Source organism: Lacticaseibacillus rhamnosus (genome assembly GCF_900636965.1).
GTDB classification, from domain to species: domain Bacteria; phylum Bacillota; class Bacilli; order Lactobacillales; family Lactobacillaceae; genus Lacticaseibacillus; species Lacticaseibacillus rhamnosus.
In genome coordinates this window covers 198,261-214,879 of sequence record NZ_LR134331.1, presented here as the reverse complement: position 1 = coordinate 214,879, position 16,619 = coordinate 198,261, and the positions used below count along the sequence as shown (strand labels likewise).

At 44.9% G+C, this 16,619-nt stretch carries 16 protein-coding genes; 10 read left to right on the top strand and 6 right to left on the bottom strand.

The features are described 5' to 3' along the window. Nucleotides 1-198: 198 nt before the first annotated feature. Nucleotides 199-2,580 carry a phosphoketolase family protein gene (locus tag EL173_RS01020; protein ID WP_014571051.1) on the bottom strand — a complete coding sequence of 794 codons (2,382 nt, stop codon included), beginning with the start codon at nucleotides 2,578-2,580 and terminating at the stop codon, nucleotides 199-201. A gap of 260 nt (nucleotides 2,581-2,840) precedes the next feature. Here EL173_RS01020 and EL173_RS15040 point away from each other — a divergent pair, with 260 nt between their 5' ends. The 7 genes from EL173_RS15040 (at nucleotide 2,841) to EL173_RS00995 (ending at nucleotide 6,627) form a co-directional block, all read left to right on the top strand. Then, nucleotides 2,841-2,987 carry a hypothetical protein gene (locus EL173_RS15040; protein ID WP_005690109.1) on the top strand — a complete coding sequence of 49 codons (147 nt, stop codon included), beginning with the start codon at nucleotides 2,841-2,843 and terminating at the stop codon, nucleotides 2,985-2,987. A gap of 13 nt (nucleotides 2,988-3,000) precedes the next feature. After that, nucleotides 3,001-3,174, top strand: a complete 174-nt coding sequence (locus EL173_RS15035) for a hypothetical protein (protein ID WP_005690111.1) — start codon at nucleotides 3,001-3,003, stop codon at nucleotides 3,172-3,174. Nucleotides 3,175-3,581: 407 nt separating this feature from the next. Next, nucleotides 3,582-4,226 carry an ATP-binding cassette domain-containing protein gene (locus tag EL173_RS01015; protein ID WP_014571050.1) on the top strand — a complete coding sequence of 215 codons (645 nt, stop codon included), beginning with the start codon at nucleotides 3,582-3,584 and terminating at the stop codon, nucleotides 4,224-4,226. Next, complete coding sequence (locus EL173_RS01010) at nucleotides 4,219-4,713, top strand: hypothetical protein (protein WP_005690114.1); 495 nt, start codon at nucleotides 4,219-4,221, stop codon at nucleotides 4,711-4,713. The genes EL173_RS01015 and EL173_RS01010 overlap by 8 nt, the downstream gene beginning before the upstream one ends. Before the next feature lie 21 nt (nucleotides 4,714-4,734). Further along, entirely contained in the window at nucleotides 4,735-5,535 is an 801-nt protein-coding gene (locus EL173_RS01005) for a hypothetical protein (RefSeq protein WP_015764207.1), read from the top strand. Beyond that, on the top strand, nucleotides 5,522-6,163 hold the full coding sequence (locus EL173_RS01000) for a hypothetical protein (protein ID WP_005690120.1): 642 nt from the start codon (nucleotides 5,522-5,524) through the stop codon (nucleotides 6,161-6,163). Before EL173_RS01005 ends, EL173_RS01000 begins: the two co-directional genes overlap by 14 nt. A gap of 29 nt (nucleotides 6,164-6,192) precedes the next feature. After that, nucleotides 6,193-6,627, top strand: coding sequence for a hypothetical protein (locus EL173_RS00995; RefSeq protein WP_223390874.1), 435 nt, complete (start codon nucleotides 6,193-6,195; stop codon nucleotides 6,625-6,627). A 1-nt stretch (nucleotide 6,628) separates the two neighbouring features. Here the strand turns inward: EL173_RS00995 and EL173_RS00990 are convergent, their stop codons facing one another. Continuing rightward, nucleotides 6,629-8,044, bottom strand: a complete 1,416-nt coding sequence (locus EL173_RS00990) for an IS5-like element ISLrh2 family transposase (RefSeq protein ID WP_019728464.1) — start codon at nucleotides 8,042-8,044, stop codon at nucleotides 6,629-6,631. A gap of 481 nt (nucleotides 8,045-8,525) precedes the next feature. Here EL173_RS00990 and EL173_RS00980 point away from each other — a divergent pair, with 481 nt between their 5' ends. After that, entirely contained in the window at nucleotides 8,526-9,974 is a 1,449-nt protein-coding gene (locus EL173_RS00980) for an MFS transporter (protein ID WP_014571046.1), read from the top strand. A gap of 14 nt (nucleotides 9,975-9,988) precedes the next feature. Here the strand turns inward: EL173_RS00980 and EL173_RS00975 are convergent, their stop codons facing one another. Further along, nucleotides 9,989-10,708 (bottom strand): endonuclease III domain-containing protein, encoded by a 720-nt coding sequence (locus EL173_RS00975; RefSeq protein WP_005690126.1) that lies wholly within the window; start codon nucleotides 10,706-10,708, stop codon nucleotides 9,989-9,991. 157 nt (nucleotides 10,709-10,865) lie between these two features. Here EL173_RS00975 and EL173_RS00970 point away from each other — a divergent pair, with 157 nt between their 5' ends. Continuing rightward, the gene (locus EL173_RS00970) at nucleotides 10,866-11,690 is read left to right on the top strand and encodes a metallophosphoesterase family protein (protein ID WP_005690129.1); all 825 of its coding nucleotides are present in this window, start codon (nucleotides 10,866-10,868) and stop codon (nucleotides 11,688-11,690) included. Between the two features lie 145 nt (nucleotides 11,691-11,835). Here the strand turns inward: EL173_RS00970 and EL173_RS00965 are convergent, their stop codons facing one another. From EL173_RS00965 to EL173_RS00955, 3 genes are all read right to left on the bottom strand, one after another. Further along, nucleotides 11,836-13,173, bottom strand: coding sequence for a PTS ascorbate transporter subunit IIC (locus EL173_RS00965; RefSeq protein WP_005690131.1), 1,338 nt, complete (start codon nucleotides 13,171-13,173; stop codon nucleotides 11,836-11,838). Nucleotides 13,174-13,284: 111 nt separating this feature from the next. After that, on the bottom strand, nucleotides 13,285-14,154 hold the full coding sequence (locus EL173_RS00960; RefSeq protein WP_005688039.1) for a class II fructose-bisphosphate aldolase: 870 nt from the start codon (nucleotides 14,152-14,154) through the stop codon (nucleotides 13,285-13,287). 11 nt (nucleotides 14,155-14,165) lie between these two features. After that, the gene (locus EL173_RS00955) at nucleotides 14,166-15,662 is read right to left on the bottom strand and encodes an FGGY-family carbohydrate kinase (RefSeq protein WP_014571045.1); all 1,497 of its coding nucleotides are present in this window, start codon (nucleotides 15,660-15,662) and stop codon (nucleotides 14,166-14,168) included. Between the two features lie 166 nt (nucleotides 15,663-15,828). Between EL173_RS00955 and EL173_RS00950 the strand changes: the two genes are divergently transcribed. Continuing rightward, on the top strand, nucleotides 15,829-16,581 hold the full coding sequence (locus EL173_RS00950; protein WP_005688035.1) for a DeoR/GlpR family DNA-binding transcription regulator: 753 nt from the start codon (nucleotides 15,829-15,831) through the stop codon (nucleotides 16,579-16,581). Nucleotides 16,582-16,619: the final 38 nt, after the last annotated feature.

The following is a 16,619-nucleotide window of genomic DNA, read 5'->3' as shown; positions in this document are numbered from 1 at the left end:
GGCTGACAGTCGGTGACCTTTTTTCTTAAACCGGTTCATCGCCATGAGTGTATGCGGTTACATCGCCACTCGTATTTATATCGATTAAAATAGTTATCATCTAAATTTAATTTCACAAAATAAAAATCGGCATTAGCGGTCACCTGCTAATACCGATTTGTTAATTATCTGAGCGATTGTACCAAGACTCGATTGGTATTACTTAATTGATTTCCAAGTCCACTCCTGAACTTCAGGAATATCTTCGCCGTTTGCCCGAATGAAGTCGTGGTGATATTGCAACGTATCATCCATCTTCTGAACAAAGGCAGCCGCTTTTTCAGCATATGCCGGTACATGCTGAATGACATCCTTGGCCAAGTGGAACCGATCAAGTTCGTTTAGAACCCGCATATCAAATGGTGTCGTGATATCGCCTTCTTCACGATAACCGTGAATCAGGACGTTACGATTCTGACGGGTAAAGAAGATGTCACGGATCAAGCCTTCAAAACCATGATAAGCAAAGAGAATCGGCTTATCCGTCGTGAAGTAACTGTTGAATTCAGCATCACTCAACCCACGCGGATCGATTTCTGGACTGCGCAGTTTCAAAAGATCAAGCACGTTAATGAAGCGAATCTTCAAGTCTGGGAAAGCGTCATGCAGCAAGTTAATCGCAGCAAGACTTTCCATATTTGGCTCGGTCCCGGCAGCAGCAATGACAACATCCGGCTCAACACCATCATCATTGGAAGCCCAATCAATCCGTTTCAAGCCAGCATTGGCCAAAACAGTTGCTTCATCAATACTGTAAAACTGTGGCCGCGGCTGCTTGGAAGTGATCAGCACATTAACCGTGTTTTGTGAGCTGAACAGTTTTGGTGAAATGGCCAATAAACTATTCGCATCAGCTGGCAGATATTCGCGGATGTATTCGGCTTTCTTTTCCGCCATGTGAGTCAAAATGCCTGGATCCTGATGGGTGTAGCCGTTGTGATCCTGCTGGAAGGACGTCGAAGTTGAAACCACGTTCAGGCTCGGATAAGCCTTGTGCCATGGTTCCTCATGAGCCTTGCGAATCCACTTGAAGTGCTGGGTGAGCATCGAATCAACCACGCGCAGAAATGCTTCATAGCTGGTGAACAAGCCATGCCGGCCAGTCAGCGTATAGCCTTCATTAAAGCCTTCTGATTGATGTTCTGACAACTGGGAATCAATAATCCGGCCAGCCGGTGCCAAGTACTGGTCAGCCGGTTCCTTAATTGGTTCCAGCCACTGGCGATTGGTGACTTCAAACAGACTGTAAAGCCGGTTACTCATGGTTTCATCAGGGCCAAAGATCCGGAAGTTATGCGGGTTCAACTTGATCAAATCACGCAGATAATCTGACCACACAATCATATCCTGCTTAATTTGCTTACCATGTTCTTTGTTATCCAGTGCATACTTGCGATAATCAGGCAATACCAGTGGCTTCGGATCAAGCCCGCCATTGGTGATCGGGTTAGCGGCCATTCGTTTGTCACCCTTTGGCGGTAACGCGGCCAGCTCCGGAATCAGCTTGCCATTTTCATCAAACAATTCTTCTGGATGGTACGACTTCAGCCAGCCAGCCAGTGAATCGGCATGTTCCATATCTTCAGCATCAACCGGGATCGGAATCTGATGCGCGCGGAACGAGCCTTCGATTGGTTCGCCATTCCAGCTCTTAGGACCCGTCCATCCCTTTGGTGAGCGGAAAATAATCACTGGCCAATGTGGCATCGTGGTATCGCCGGTTTCACGGGCATGTTTTTGAATCGCTTTGATTTCTTCGATCGCAGCGTCCATAACTTTCGCCATTTCAGGATTAAGCTTGGTTGGGTCATCGCCTTCAACAAAGTATGGCTTCCAACCCATGCCTTCAAAGTACTTGGTCAGATCTTCATCTGATTTCCGTGACAGAATCGTTGGGTTAGAAATCTTGAAGCCGTTCATATGCACGATCGGTAAAATTGCCCCGTCACTGATTGGATTAATGAAGGTATTGCTAAACCAAGATGCGGCTAACGGACCTGTTTCCGTTTCGCCATCACCGGTGACAACCGCGGCAATCACATCAGGATTATCCAAAATCGCCCCGGTTGCATGGCTCAGCGCATAACCTAGCTCCCCACCTTCATGAATTGAGCCTGGTGTCTGGGCACTCGCATGCGATGCCACACCACCCGGCCAGGAAAATTGGGTGAACAGGTTCTTCATCCCTTCTTTATCCTGGGAAACCCGTGGATAAATCTCTGAATACGAACCATCGAGGTAGGAGTTGGAAACCATGACCTGGCCACCATGACCCGGACCTTCAATATAGAACATATTGAGATCGTACTTATTAATAACCCGATTCAAGTGCGTATAAATGAAGTTTTGCCCAGCAATCGTTCCCCAGTGGCCGATCGGATGTGGCTTCACATCTTCACTTTTCAGTGGTCGTTCCAGTAAAGGATTGTCCTTCAAATAAAGCTGCCCAACTGACACATAGTTAGCTGCCCGCCAATAAGCAGTCATCTTGTCAAAGTATTCCTTGGATGAGTAATCAACGGTCTTTACTTTTGTATCCATGCTCATACCTACTTTCGATTTTAATGCCTTCAGTATACCACAGTTTTGGCAAAAAGCACTTATTTTGACTTAAATTCGCTTAAATTGCCTTAAATGTTGTTACCATCAGTGCCTGCTAGCCGATCATAGCGCATCTCGAACCATGAGCTCAATTTTCCCACCTCGCTTCTGCTATCTTCACGCAGCGGGTGTAAACTTAAGGTGTGTTTAATACCTTCTATATAGTGTACAGGATAATGTACAGGCAAAGGAGCGAGAGCATGAAAAAGCCGCTGATTAAGACTGTCACAACGCTTGCTGCTATTGGCATCATTGCCTATTGTCTCAAGCGATTTAGCGATGAGCTTGTCGTCTATGTGTCGCCTAGCAAGGCAATGGGTTACGATGCCTCGGAGTCTGACTTTTAAGGAGATGATTGGGTTGTCATTCTCAGAGCTTGATTGGTTGTTGTTGATTTTTGCCTTCATCGGCGCTTTTAGTTTGATGGTCTTTGGGCAATTAATGGCAGCTGTCATCATTATTATTTTGATGTTAGGCGCAGTCGCCATTGATCAAACTCAAACGCCGCATCATCCAAGACGGCCGGCGATGTAACGTTCAATATTCAGCATACCCCCGCCAACCACTAAGCAGTATTGCTAGTGGTTGCGGGGGTTTCATTTATTTATCGCACTTTTTCCGAGTGATGACCATAATCTTTCTTTTGAATAAGTATTTGAAAACTTATTATATTATTATTGGTTGTCACTCGTTCATTGCCTATAAAAGAATATTAAAATTAACCTCCCTGAATAAATAACCTCTGTAACTAATAATTAAATGTTGAGTTATAGTTTCTATTAGGATAAGCTGAAAGCACTTCAAAAAATTTTTAGATCTGAGAGAAGCATGCTCTTGCAAGCGACCAACCGTATCCGATACTCAGGTCATCATCGTCACAGACTGCGATAAACTACTTTTTATGGCTTTTTTGCCTAAATATCAACAGAATGGAGAGTCACATGTACATTCAAGTTAATGACGTTTCAAAGAAAATCAAAGGCGTCACGGTGTTGAATCATATGTCTTTTAACATCGAAAAAGGTACCGTTACGATTCTAAAAGGTCCCAACGGTTCGGGAAAAACGATGATCTTACGTACCATTTGTGGTCTCGTTAAACCGGATCAAGGCAGCATCACAGTGGATCAAAGGAAAATCAGTTTCGGCAAGCAGCTGCCTGTCACGATGGGCGTCATCATCGAAACCCCGGACTTCATTAACACTTATACCGGTTTCCAGAATCTCAAATTCTTAGCTTCAATTAATGGTGCTCCTGACCCGGAACAGATACAGCATTATCTGTCACAGATGGGAATGACTGCCTATCAACACCAAAAGGTCACCAAATATTCGCTCGGCATGCGTCAGCGATTAGCGATTGTGCAAGCATTTATGGAAAATCAGGAAGTTGTATTACTCGATGAGCCGACGAATGCTTTAGATACTGATGGGCTAGTCCGTCTGAACAGTCTTATTGAAGTGCAACGACAAAAAGGCACCACGATTATCATCGCCACACACAGTCATCAAGAAATCCAGGTCCCTGGTCAACAGGTCATTCACATCGAAAACGGCATGGTCAAAGGAGCGTTGCGAGATGCTTAAGCAAACCAAATATTGCCTCATGCTCATTCTAGCGGTGATGATCGTTACTATCATCGGGGCAAGTGTAAAGAATCTAAACACTAACCAGTACTGTTATCAGGAGAAAAATATCAAATTAGGGCAAACAGCGCTGTTATATCGCAAGCATCCCTTCCGCATCACCCATGTTGAGATGACTACCGACCTTGCCAAAGTCTTCAATCAGCAAGAACAACGAATACTAAAGGATGATCAAACAAAACAATTCATTGTCGTTAAGGCAGTCTCAAGCTATCGGTCAAGCGAGCATATTACCTTAAATGTCGATAATAACAACATTTACGAAGTATCACCTTTTGGCACTCGCCGCTATGCCTCTAGTTATCGCTATGTTTTTTGCCTCTCCAAAAAGTTATCCGGCGCCTTCAACAGTCACAGCTTACGTTTATCTGTTGATAACCCCGATTTACCGGGAAGAACCCGACATACTTTTTTATTAACTAAATAACCTTACTGGAGGTGATGATATTTGACTAAAGCTTATTTCAAAACTCAGTTATTGCGGCTCCTGGACAATCGGATGGTCACGCTATGGCTCCTTATAGCCGGACTGATTGCCATTTACCACCAGCTGACCACTACCATTTCTCGCGGTTCTTGGAATACTGCTCCGACTGCCTATCAAATCATGATCGGTTTTGACTTTTCGTCATTATCTAGTCTTTATTACTTAGTCTTTCCCCTTGTCGCTAGTTTAATTGGTTCTTTCGTGTTATCAGACAGCCGCGCTCACCACAGTTATTTTTTTGAAATAACCAAGCTTGGTAAAACTAAATATACCCTTGTCAACATGTTGGTTACCTTCTTAGTTGGCGGTGGCGCGCTTACTTTACCACTTGTACTCGATGCTTTGATCGCGCTAACCCGTGAACAAGGTGTCATCATTGATCCATTCACTGTTTCTGGTCAGGTAATCAGCCCAGGAACAACTTACTTTGCTTCTTTTATTCATAGTCCTTTGCAATTCTTATTAGGCTATCTCGGATTATTTTTTGCTTTCTCCGGCATGATGGCAACGACCACATTTCTTATTTTCAAGTTAACTAACCGCAGATCTATCGCCATTCTGCTTGTCTTTATCGTTTTCCTTAGTGAATGGCTCATAGGCCCGTTGGTTGGCTTAGCAGAAATTTCACCGGCTATTTTTCTCATTCCTTCTCAAGGATACAACGTAATAACGCCTTGGTTAATGGCGGTCAATCTATTCTTGACGACCGGTTTAATCGCCATTCTTTATTGGCGGGTGGTGCAAACTGATGACATCAAGTAAACGTAACCTCAAGCTTTTTGTTTATATTCAGCTTGCTTTCAGCCTTTCAATCATGGCCCTTATATTTGGCGAAAAATCGGTCGGGTACGAACTCTCGCTTTTCACTCATGTTAAGCCCAACGTTGAATCCTTTTATCTTATGGTCGTCATAATCGGGCTGTTCTTGTGCAAACAGCGTCACGACGCCTTTTTACTTGTTCGCGTACATGATCGGATGACCATTTTTAGGCGCAACCTATTCACCGTGTTGGTCCACGCTTGGACTTCTTCGTTCATTTACTGGATCATTATTGGCAGTTTTATTCAGCATCTTGTCGTCCCTTCACTGCTGATTGACGCTTGTTTGTTTGCACTTAACGGATGCCTCATGGGAAGTGTCTTTTTCACGTTGACTTACTTGCTACCCAAAGCCAATATACTGCCGCTTTTGATTTGTCTGGCGCTTATTTTTACGGTTTGTTTTGCCAGAATGTTTGCAAGCCCGCATCTTAACAATGCTTACAACCTATTCATTGCCCAGAGTTGGTTTAAAGGTAACTTTGTCGTCACAACGGTCAGCTGTTTGCTGCTCATCTTTGCCTTTAACTACTTAAATGCCGAGTTAGTTCAAAAAATTGAGATTTATTAGCATGTCGTATTTAGAAAAGAAGGTGCGCAGTGACAAGACTTATAGCAGCTCAAACCAGAATGATCTTCTTACAACATTCCTTTATTTCTGTCATCATTTTGGTCACTTTTATGCCATTACAACTACTTTTGGTTATTTTCGGTTCTTCTGATGCATTCAGTTTCCAAAGCTATCATGCTGACCAGCATCTGATTCATTGGCTGATGGCGCATTTACCTTGGCTTTTAGTTTACCTTTTACCACCCATTTGGTTATTTTCGACCATTGATCAATTGTGCAACTTCATTTCGATCATGGTTGACGTACGTTTATCAAAAAAGTTGGATTATACCCTTGCCAGTTACGCAACAATAACCATTATCTGTCTGCTTACCACATTTAGTTTTGGCTTCTTACCTGTCCTTCTCTGCCATCCATCCTTTGATTGGCTGAGTGGCATCGCTTGGCTAGTTAGTGCCTGGTGATTTAGGCTGCGGTTTCTGGCCGAATTTCAGTCACTTTATAGTTGATTTGATAATGCAGGCCACCCTGTTCGACCACAATAGAAATTGGTACAGAAAAAAGCTTAAGGAGGAGGTCGATATTTGCCAATGCAATCGCGCTATCCACCGTTACCACCAAGGACTCAGCCGTTCTGGTGTTCACTAAGTCAAGCCCAAGTGAACCTTTCAAGAAGGCAAACTTGCGCTCAATGGCACCGCGACGGTTTTCCGCACTGACATCGGCTTTGCGCTGTTTCGGATCCACATGTTTGGGCTTTCGACCCAGCTTTGGCCCATTAAGTTTAATGCCTAGCTTCTTACACAGATTGATGTTATCTCGCGTGCGATAGAGAGTATCGACCAGCACCTCATCCGGATATTCACCCACTAGGTCAAAAGCATGGTCAAGCGTTACTTCAAGATCAGTGCTTTCGTTAAATGAATTGAAGTCGAAACGCTCTACATCAATCACGCCATCCAACATGGAACAGTCAATCTTGGCGCCAAACTCAACGGACTGCTTTGCCTTACCTCGCACGATTGGCCGGATATACGGCTGTTGAAGGCTAACGATGCGATTCTCGACATGGTGAGTGTGGTTCTCAAACATGAAGAGCTGCTGCTCATAGACTTGTTTAATCACTTCCAGACGCTGTGCTTGCCAATCAGTGAGCTGACCGCCTTGCGCAAGCAGTTCCGCCACATATCGCAGATCTCTTCGGATGTATTGTAGCTGAGCCTGAAGCTGTTTGCGGCGTTCCTTGTTTTGACGCCGCGGTTTCCTCGAAAAAGCGGTCCACTTACCTTTTGCTTCACGTCTGTACGTCCGCGGAATTTCCACACCTAACCCGTGGGCCAGATCTGTGACCATTTGTTCGAGATTCAAACGACTCTGGTTAAGCAGCGTTGTATCTTGGGGATACTTGATCTTGACCGGAACGGCAGTCGCATCACTAATCAAAACATGTGTCCCCTCAGGTAGATCGGCCTCCAACCGCTCGCGCGTGAAGTCATTAGTAATGTTGCGGATCAAATCTGAGATGGCTGAAAGCCGTTGGCGAAAGTGCACCAACGTTGTGTGTTCAAATGGCTTCTTAGCGCGATATTCGGGTAATCCGATGAAGTACTGATAGGCTGGTGTATCACGGATATCGTCGACAACTTGGCGGTCGGTCAGGCCTTTCTTCAACTGGATCAACGTTGCGCCATAAAGCAATCGAAATGGCTTCGCTGCTCGGCCGGTTTTTGAAGGGAACTGTAATTGGTATGCCTCTTCAAGTTTGGCCCATGGGATCAATTCTGCATATTGAACCCACTCGTTGTCCGGGCTGAGCGGTGTTCCCAGAGCGCTTCCAAAGGATTCAAGTGATAGTTGCGTTGCTTTTTGACGATAAACCATGATCAATTCCTCCGATAGGTCAGCGATAAGTGCAAGGGTAAATCCCAAAGCATAGGCATTTCGGGCAAATAAGGCTTACACTTATTATACACTTAACTATTGTCAAAGCCTATCATGAAAGTACTTTTATAGTTTTTCACCATCCACTAGTTAGCATCATCACCGGTACCATCATCTTCTTTTGTCTTACAACGGTGTTTAATGAAACGTGGGGCTTGCTACTTTATTTAAGTTTCTTGATTTTAACTGTGGCTGCAAATCGCCCGTACTTGATCACGACCGGTCTTAACCAGCCGCCATTGTTCGTTTTAATCAATCTTGGTACGAATCTGTTTTTGCTAATCATCTTATTTGTGACTTTACTGTTCATCTTTAAACATCGCGTTGCATATCTTTAATAAAGCTATTTGTGGCCTTATAACCATTCAAAACTCTTGACCTTAATTGTTACAATAGAGCTATTAAGGAGATGGTTGGCCACATGTCTACATCGACAAAACCTCAAGGCCGCGGCCTCGTTATGGCGGCGGTTTTTATTGCGACTTTCATGACCTCGGTCGAAGTCACCATTGTTACGACGGCATTACCCGCGATTATTAGTGATTTGCATGGGCTGGCTTATCAAAGCTGGATCATGAGTGCTTACTTACTCACAACTGCCATTACAACCCCAATTTATGGCAAGTTGGCTGATACGCTTGGGCGCCGTGGCGTTTTTCAGTGGGGTGTGGTGCTGTTTACGCTTGGCACGCTGCTCAGTGGCCTAGCGCCGCATATTTTACTGCTCATTTTAGCGCGCGCGTTGCAAGGTATTGGCGCTGGTGCGGTGATGCCATTAACTTTTACCATCATTGCGGACTATTACGATTTTGCCCACCGCGCGAATGTGCTGGCACTTAACAATACGGCTTGGGGACTTTCCGCCTTGGTTGGCCCTTTGATCGGCGGTTTCCTGGTGGATCAGTTGTCATGGCATTGGGTGTTCTTTGTGAATGTGCCGCTGGGAATTCTGGTCTTTGGCTTAATTCAAATCGGCTATCGGGAACCGCGGCGGGAACATGTGTCGCTTACGATTGATTGGCTTGGGATCACTTGGTTGGCTGTCACCTTGGTTGCCTTGCTTTTAGGCATTCAGGCACTTGATCAGCAGCCGTGGTTAGCCGCACTTTTAATCGTTCTTGCCATTGTCGGCGGTTACCTGTTAATTCGCCAAGAACACCGCGCTGTTGACCCTTTGATCGCGCCGCAGATGTTTCATCGGTTCACCTTTACCGTCCAAATCTTAACGGCTTTGCTGCTTAGTGGCGTCTTAATCGGTTATCAGGTTTATTTTCCTATCTGGTTACAGTCGCTTTATCATTTAGGGGCCACCGCTGCAGGCTTGGTTGTGACTTCTAGTTCCGTATTATGGTTAACCTCGTCGTTTTTAGTTGGCCCTTTGATTAAGCGGATGGTGCCACGTACTTTGACACTGGCCCTGGTCACAATTCTGACGTTAGCCTACCTACTGCTCACATTTGCTTCGTCCTCATTCCCAGTTTGGGCTTTTTATGTCATTGCGATGATTAACGGAACGGTGATGGGGATTGTCATTAGTATGAACACGGTGCTTAGCCAACACTTGGTTCCTGACCGCTATGTCGGCTCGGCAACTAGCATCTTGACTCTAGGGCGATCGTTGGGACAAACGATTATGACGGGGGTTTATGGGGCCGTGTTAACGCTTGTGATCCGGGCTAATCTGCATGGCACTTCCTTTAAAGCCGTCAATGCAGCGATCAGCGCCAACTCAGCAACCACCGTCCACGATCCTCATGCTGCCGCCGCCATTCTCACTGGCCTCCACGGTGTTTTCATCATGGTCGTCATCATCATGCTCCTCGTTATTGTCATTAACTGGCGCGATCCTAACCGGGACATTATTCAGTAAAATTGGCGGCTTGCCTACTTGTCAGACTGCTCTGACATTCGGCGCCATTTGCCGCTGCCAGGATCGTCATGCGGGGGCTCAATTTGTTTTGCTTCCGGTGGCCAAGCTGCTTCAGGCAAGTTGGGCTGAAGCAAGAAATGATCATCATAGGCATGCCGTACCTGCGTTTTTCCATGTTCATCGATAAGAGCGTGCCATTCCCGCGCATCATCTAAACTGATGCCTGCCAACAATGGGGTAAAATCGGCCTGCATTTTAGCGTAATTTTTATAGGGTCCGAAACCTAAGCGATTGAATAAGCGCATCGCATAAGTATCCGCGACAAACGTTTTCTTGCCAAAGGTGTACATCAACATGACATCGGCCGTTTCATTGCCGATACCGTTTAATGCCAGTAAAGTCTTGCGCAGTTCGGCTGTCGGCTTTTCGGCAATCTTATCAAAACTGCCGCCTTGAGCCACAAACCACACCAATAGATCATGAATGCGCTGAGCTTTTTGGCGGTAAAATCCGGCCGGTCGCACAAGTGTTTCCAGTTCCGGTTGTGATAACGCCAGCAAGCGATCAACCTGCATGTAAGGCCGCAAATTATGCACCGCCTGCGCGACATTCTTAGAACTGGTGCGCTGGATCAGGATCATCATCAACCAATCTTCCAGTGAGTTTTGCTGCCACCAATACTGTTTGCCGTAGTGCTGACTCAAGTTGTGCATGACAATTAACCGTTTATCCATCTTTTCACCCCTAACCTCTTATTAATATCGCACAATCAGGCAAAAATAAAGTAAACTAGACGTAACCGTTATTTATAAGTGTATGAACTAGCATGTTAAATAAAACCACAGCCGGCAGCAAAAAAGGTGACGACAAAGACGTGAGGAGGCAAAAGCGATGACCATGATTGTTGTATCCGATATTCATGGCAATTTAAAAACAATGGATCGTGTTCGCTTGATGCAAGCCAAGTATCCCCATGCACTCACCGTCTATCTCGGGGACTACATCGACGGCTATCCGTATGGCGGCCGCGTTTTGAGTCAGATTTACGAACAGGTCCAAAATAGTCAGGCAATTGCAGTTCGGGGCAATCACGATCAGATGTTGCTGGATTATTTGGCGGACAAAGATAATCCTTGGTTCATCAATGGCGGTAAAGTAACGTTGCGCCAAATGATCAAGGATTTTGTCCCCGCCAACGCGCAAAAGTCCAATTTACGGCAAGCGGTGCAGCAACATATCGCGCCTCTGATTACATTCATTGCTGAAATGCCCACAGCGGTGACGTTTGACAAGCTTTTACTGATTCACGCCGGATTAGATCTATCCTTAGAGAACCCTTTAAAAGAGACCACACCGTTTAACCGCATGTGGGTCCGGGAGCCTTATATTTATGACATGCAGCAAACCCAAACGCGTCAGCATCCCATCTTTGCGCACAATCCGCTTAACAAAACCATTGTTACCGGACATACACCAACTGCCTTAATCTACGGTGACTATGCCGGCGATGTGAAACCGCCAGTTCCCGAAACTCCCTTAACTGGAAACTATCCGAAATGTCCGGTTAAAGTCATTCAGTACCCCCATGAATCGCCGCGTTATTTCATTGATGGGGGCAATCACATGGGATTTAAGGAAAACTATGGCAACATTTGCGTGTTTGATGAAACGAAGGGCGTCATGGTGGACTCTGACCAAGGGATTAACGCCGAATAACTTCTGAAAATCTGCGCATTAGAAAACTCAGATCGCTACGCAGTACATAAAAAGTCGATCCTGAAAAGCAGTCGCGTTTGCCATGCGGCCACTCTTCATGAGATCGACTTTTTATATATCAGCGCTATTAATTCAAAAATTGCTATTAATCAACCAGTTTTTTCTTGTGTAAAGCACTAAAGACAAATGGGAAGGCAAAGATAATCAATGCAGCCAGCATAATCGGCCACTTACCAACTTTAGCAACAAGTCCAAGTAACACCCCGATTGTATTGAAATCACTATCAGACCAATAAGTTGCAGTGTAACCCAACCCCCCATAAAGGCCAGTGGCGACCAAAGGCAAAAAGCTTAGAATAATCCCACCGATAAACGGTCCAATCAGCGCGCCTTTGCGACCACCCGTAGCATTGCCAAAGATTGCCGCGATACCGCCACAGAAGAAGTGCATCACAATCCCCGGAATAACAATGGTTGTCCCGATTATGATTTGAACCCCCATAGAAAGTAAACCACCGAGTAAGCTTACCAAGAAACCAGCCAGTAATGCGTTGGATGTGCCCTTAAACAGAATGGCAAATGGGTAACCGGGTACGGCGCTTGGAACAATCTTTTCGCTGAACCCTTTGAAAGCCGGTGTGATCTCAGCTAATAACATATTAACGCCTTGGACTAAGACGATAATGCCCGCGGTAAACTGAGCAGCTTGCAAGAGCGCCCAAACGTATGGATTCAAGTCAGTTAGCTTACCAACATACGCCGGCCCGGCCACTGCCGTCACCACGAAGAACAAGATGGTCATCACAATCGTAACGGAAACATTGCTATCTTGTAAAAATGCTAATGACTTCGGGAAATTAATATCTTCAATCGATTTCGATTTCTTATTCTTATTGACAAGTGATCCGATCTTTGCCGATAGCCAGTATTCCAATGTGCCGAAATGGGCAAAGCTCATGTCGTCACGTCCAGTAATAATTTTCATCGTTGGATGGGCGATGGCTGGGAAGACGCAGAGAATGACACCTAAAGTCATGGAACCAAAGACGATAGCTTCAACCGTATTTAAGCCGCCTAAGATCATAATCGGCGTTAAACAACATGCCATGTAAAACGCATGGTCACTTGATAAGAAAATATACTTAAACTTCGTAATACGCGCCAACACAATGTTCAATACAAGTCCAAAGACAAAGATAAAAGTTGCAACTGTTCCGTATTTAGCAACTGTCACTCCGATTGCCGCTTCGTTACTGGGAATCATGCCATGCATGTTGAAGGCCTTGGTAAATAACTTAGCAAAGTTATTCAGCGCACCGACAATAATATTGGTACCTGCAAGCATGACGACAAAACCGATAAATGCTCGAACGGTTCCGCCAATGACTTCGGTAAACGGTTTACGTAATGCTATCAAGCCCACCAAGACAACAATTCCGGCAATGATGGAAGGCTGGCTGAGCATATCAACCAGAAATTTCATAAAAAAAGCCTCCTTATATGTTGAGCGCCGTCTATTCTCTAAACTGAAGCGCTCTCATTTCTTCCTTGAAAACAGACGGACAGTCCCCTATCCGCCTGTTTTCCGAATTGCTTAAGCCTTACCTGCCGAACCGAAGACCCGTAGTCGCCCGCGAATTTCTTCTTCGACCATTTCGGTTTCCCAAATGCTAGCGTCCGAAATAAATAGTTGTTTATCACTATCATCTTGTTCTAATTTCTTTTGAACACCCAACGCAACTCGATGAACCATTTCCGAATAGTAATTGATCTTGCAAATACCATTTTCAACCGACTTACGATATTCTTCATCTGTCAATCCAGAAGCGCCGTGAACGACGAGTGGGAAGTCAACCAAATCAGAAATTTCCTTTAACCGACTGAAACTTAAGTGCGGCTTCTGGGTATAAACCCCATGAACCGTTCCATATGCAACCGCCAACATATCAATGCCGGACTCTTCAATGAATTGCTTGGCTTCTTGAGGGTTCGTATACGTCTTATTTAGATCGGCATAATCAACTTTCTTATCGCCACTGCCTTCACGATTCATTGGTCCAAGCTCGGCTTCAACCGAAATGTTCAGAGGCTTGCAAATTTTGACAATTTCTTTAGTTTGGGCCAGATTATCAGCAAAATTTTCCTGTGACGCGTCAACCATAACCGAAGTGAAGCCTAATCGAATGGCTCGCATGATGTTATCAAAGGTTTCCCCGTGATCAAAATGAACTGCAACGGGAACTGAAGCCTTGCGCGCAACATTTAGCATAACCGGAGCAATCACATCCAGTGGTACATACTTATCATGTAATTCAGCAAACTGGATAATCACCGGTGAGTTTTCCTTCTCCGCTGCACCAACGATTCCGCGAATCATTTCAATGTCCGTCACGTTAAATGAACCAACTGCATAATGGCCTTCCTTAGCCTTTTTAATCATTTCTTTTGTATTAACTAAAACCATGATTTACCCTCCTATAAGCTCCGTAACTTTTTACCAAATGCATATAACTCACGATATTTCTTATATTGACGATTATAGAACGCCACGTTTTCCGGAATTGGCTTGAAAACCTTATCAATCGTGACCAGCTTCTTCATGGCAGACTCAAAAGAATCGAATAAGCCAACCGCAACACCGGCCATGATGATGACGCCCATCGTTCCGGATTCTTTCATATGAACGCGATCAACTTCTCGATTGAAGACATCAGCTTTAATCTGGAGCCAGGTATCAGATCGTGAACCCCCACCGGTCGCCCGCAACTTGTTGACATGCATGCCACCAGCTTCCATATTGTCCAGATTCATTCGCATTTCAAAGGCCACCCCTTCCATCAATGCCCGATAAATATCAGGCTTGCGGGTAGCTCCTGAGAGTCCGAGAATCATACCGCGTGCATCCTCATCGAAATAAGGAACTGCAGCGCCGGAAAAGTGCGGCAGTATCAGCAAATTTGTCGGCTTTTGCGGAACGTACTTATCAAAGATGTCATAGACACTCACGCCGGATAACTGTGCTGCTTGAACTTCTTCAAAGCCAAAAGTATCGCGATACCACTTGAGGGATGTTCCACCATCGTACATATAAGCTATCGTGGTATATTTGTTATCCAGATAAGGAACGGTCGGATAATTTTTCTTGGCATTTTCTTTGAGATGACTAGTGTCGGTAAAGATTGGCGAGATATTGTCAACCGATCCCATACCATCCGTGGCATCCCCAACATCAATGGTTCCGGCACCGATTGAAACGCAGATTTGGTCATGCGCGCCGGTCACCAACTTCATGTCGGGATTAACACCCAACTCAGAAGCTAATTCTGGTTTGATCGTTCCAACGACAGTACCAAGCCGGTAACACTTAGGTAATAGTTGACGGTCAATGCCGGCAGCAGCCAATATATCTGAATCCCAGTCGTTGGTAGAAACATTAAATGCAAGTGAACGATCAGCTAACGTGTAGTCAATGGCATCAACATTGCCAAGTTTGTAAAGAATATAAGCCCCATAAAGCAGGATACGATGAATTTTTTGATAGATCTCCGGTCGATGCTTCTTGATCCACATAATCTTAGGTACCGCGAAAGTGACCGCGGGATTCAACCCGGTTTTATTGCGAATTTCTTCGGCTGAAATCCGCGTTAACAAGTCATTCAACTCGTCTTTTCCACGGCTATCTGTCTGCAACATCGTATTCATCAACGGTTGGCCTTGAGCATCAACTGCTACAAATGCCTCGCCAAAAGATGAAACGCTGACTGCCAGCACATCTTCTTTCACGAACTTCTTTGACTCTTGAATAACTTCTTTAGTCGCTGACCAGACCACACTCGGATCTAGTTCATATTCGCCTTCTCTGGGAACCGATGTCTCGTATTCTCGGTAAGCAGCAGAAAGGATATTTCCTTCATTATCGGTAATCGTACTCTTAACACCGGTCGTCCCGAGATCCAATCCCATAAGTGCCACGTTGATGTACCTCCTTTGTGTTTGTAAACCGCTTTCATCTCGTAGTATAGGGGATTGAAAATATTTGACAATAGTTGACGACCATATCGAAAATTTTTCACTTTTTTTCGAATCGGTGCTATAATTTTGCATAAAATGATGCACCTTGAGAAAGAAGGGGTTCTTAGTGGTCTCATTTCAACGCCAAAACCAAATTTTAAAGATCCTTAATACGCAGCAATTCGCTAGATACAGCGATCTAGCAAAACAACTTTTCGTCAGTCCTGCTACGGTTAGGCGTGACACCTTGGATATGGAGAACCGTGGTTTAATCAGACGGGTTTTAAATGGCGTAACGTTAAGTGAAGAACCTAAAGATGTTCCATATGATTATTCGGTCACCTTGAATCTGGATGCTAAACGGGTGGTAGCCACACGCGCAAACCGATTAATCAAAAGTGGTATGAGTCTCTTTATTGATTCCAGCACCACCTCTTTAGTCCTTATTCGCGAGCTTAAGGATATTGATGAACTTTACATTGTCACAAATGGCATCTTGGTTGCGCTTGAAGCCTCCAAGCGCAATGGTTGGTATGTTAGCTTGGTAGGCGGAACTGTCAATAAAATGCTGGAGAATATCAGCGGAGACAAAGCAACTCGTGATATTGAGAATTATCAAGCCGATCTGGCAGTTTTTTCTTGCCGCGGTCTCATTGCTACAGGCGCCACCGATGCTAATGATCAGGAAGCCAACATCAAACGAGCTTTCGCTGCTCACGCTGATCAAGTGATGTTGTTAGTCGATCACACCAAAGTCGGTAAACACCAACTGTATATGAGTGCCCCGATGAATACGCTTGACTATATTGCTACTGACAAAGTGATGCCCGAAGCAATTGTTAATGCAGCTCGCGCTAACCACATCCGAATTTTCGATTGAGCGCATTAATTAAATGGGTAGCGTATCTGCAACAAGTA

Coding starts and splice junctions, on each gene's coding strand:
- EL173_RS01020 (WP_014571051.1), bottom strand. CDS start 2,580: ATGGATACAAAAGTAAAGACCGTTGATTACTCATCCAAGGAATACTTT.
- EL173_RS15040 (WP_005690109.1), top strand. CDS start 2,841: ATGAAAAAGCCGCTGATTAAGACTGTCACAACGCTTGCTGCTATTGGC.
- EL173_RS01015 (WP_014571050.1), top strand. CDS start 3,582: ATGTACATTCAAGTTAATGACGTTTCAAAGAAAATCAAAGGCGTCACG.
- EL173_RS01010 (WP_005690114.1), top strand. CDS start 4,219: ATGCTTAAGCAAACCAAATATTGCCTCATGCTCATTCTAGCGGTGATG.
- EL173_RS01000 (WP_005690120.1), top strand. CDS start 5,522: ATGACATCAAGTAAACGTAACCTCAAGCTTTTTGTTTATATTCAGCTT.
- EL173_RS00990 (WP_019728464.1), bottom strand. CDS start 8,044: ATGGTTTATCGTCAAAAAGCAACGCAACTATCACTTGAATCCTTTGGA.
- EL173_RS00980 (WP_014571046.1), top strand. CDS start 8,526: ATGTCTACATCGACAAAACCTCAAGGCCGCGGCCTCGTTATGGCGGCG.
- EL173_RS00975 (WP_005690126.1), bottom strand. CDS start 10,708: ATGGATAAACGGTTAATTGTCATGCACAACTTGAGTCAGCACTACGGC.
- EL173_RS00970 (WP_005690129.1), top strand. CDS start 10,866: ATGACCATGATTGTTGTATCCGATATTCATGGCAATTTAAAAACAATG.
- EL173_RS00965 (WP_005690131.1), bottom strand. CDS start 13,173: ATGAAATTTCTGGTTGATATGCTCAGCCAGCCTTCCATCATTGCCGGA.
- EL173_RS00960 (WP_005688039.1), bottom strand. CDS start 14,154: ATGGTTTTAGTTAATACAAAAGAAATGATTAAAAAGGCTAAGGAAGGC.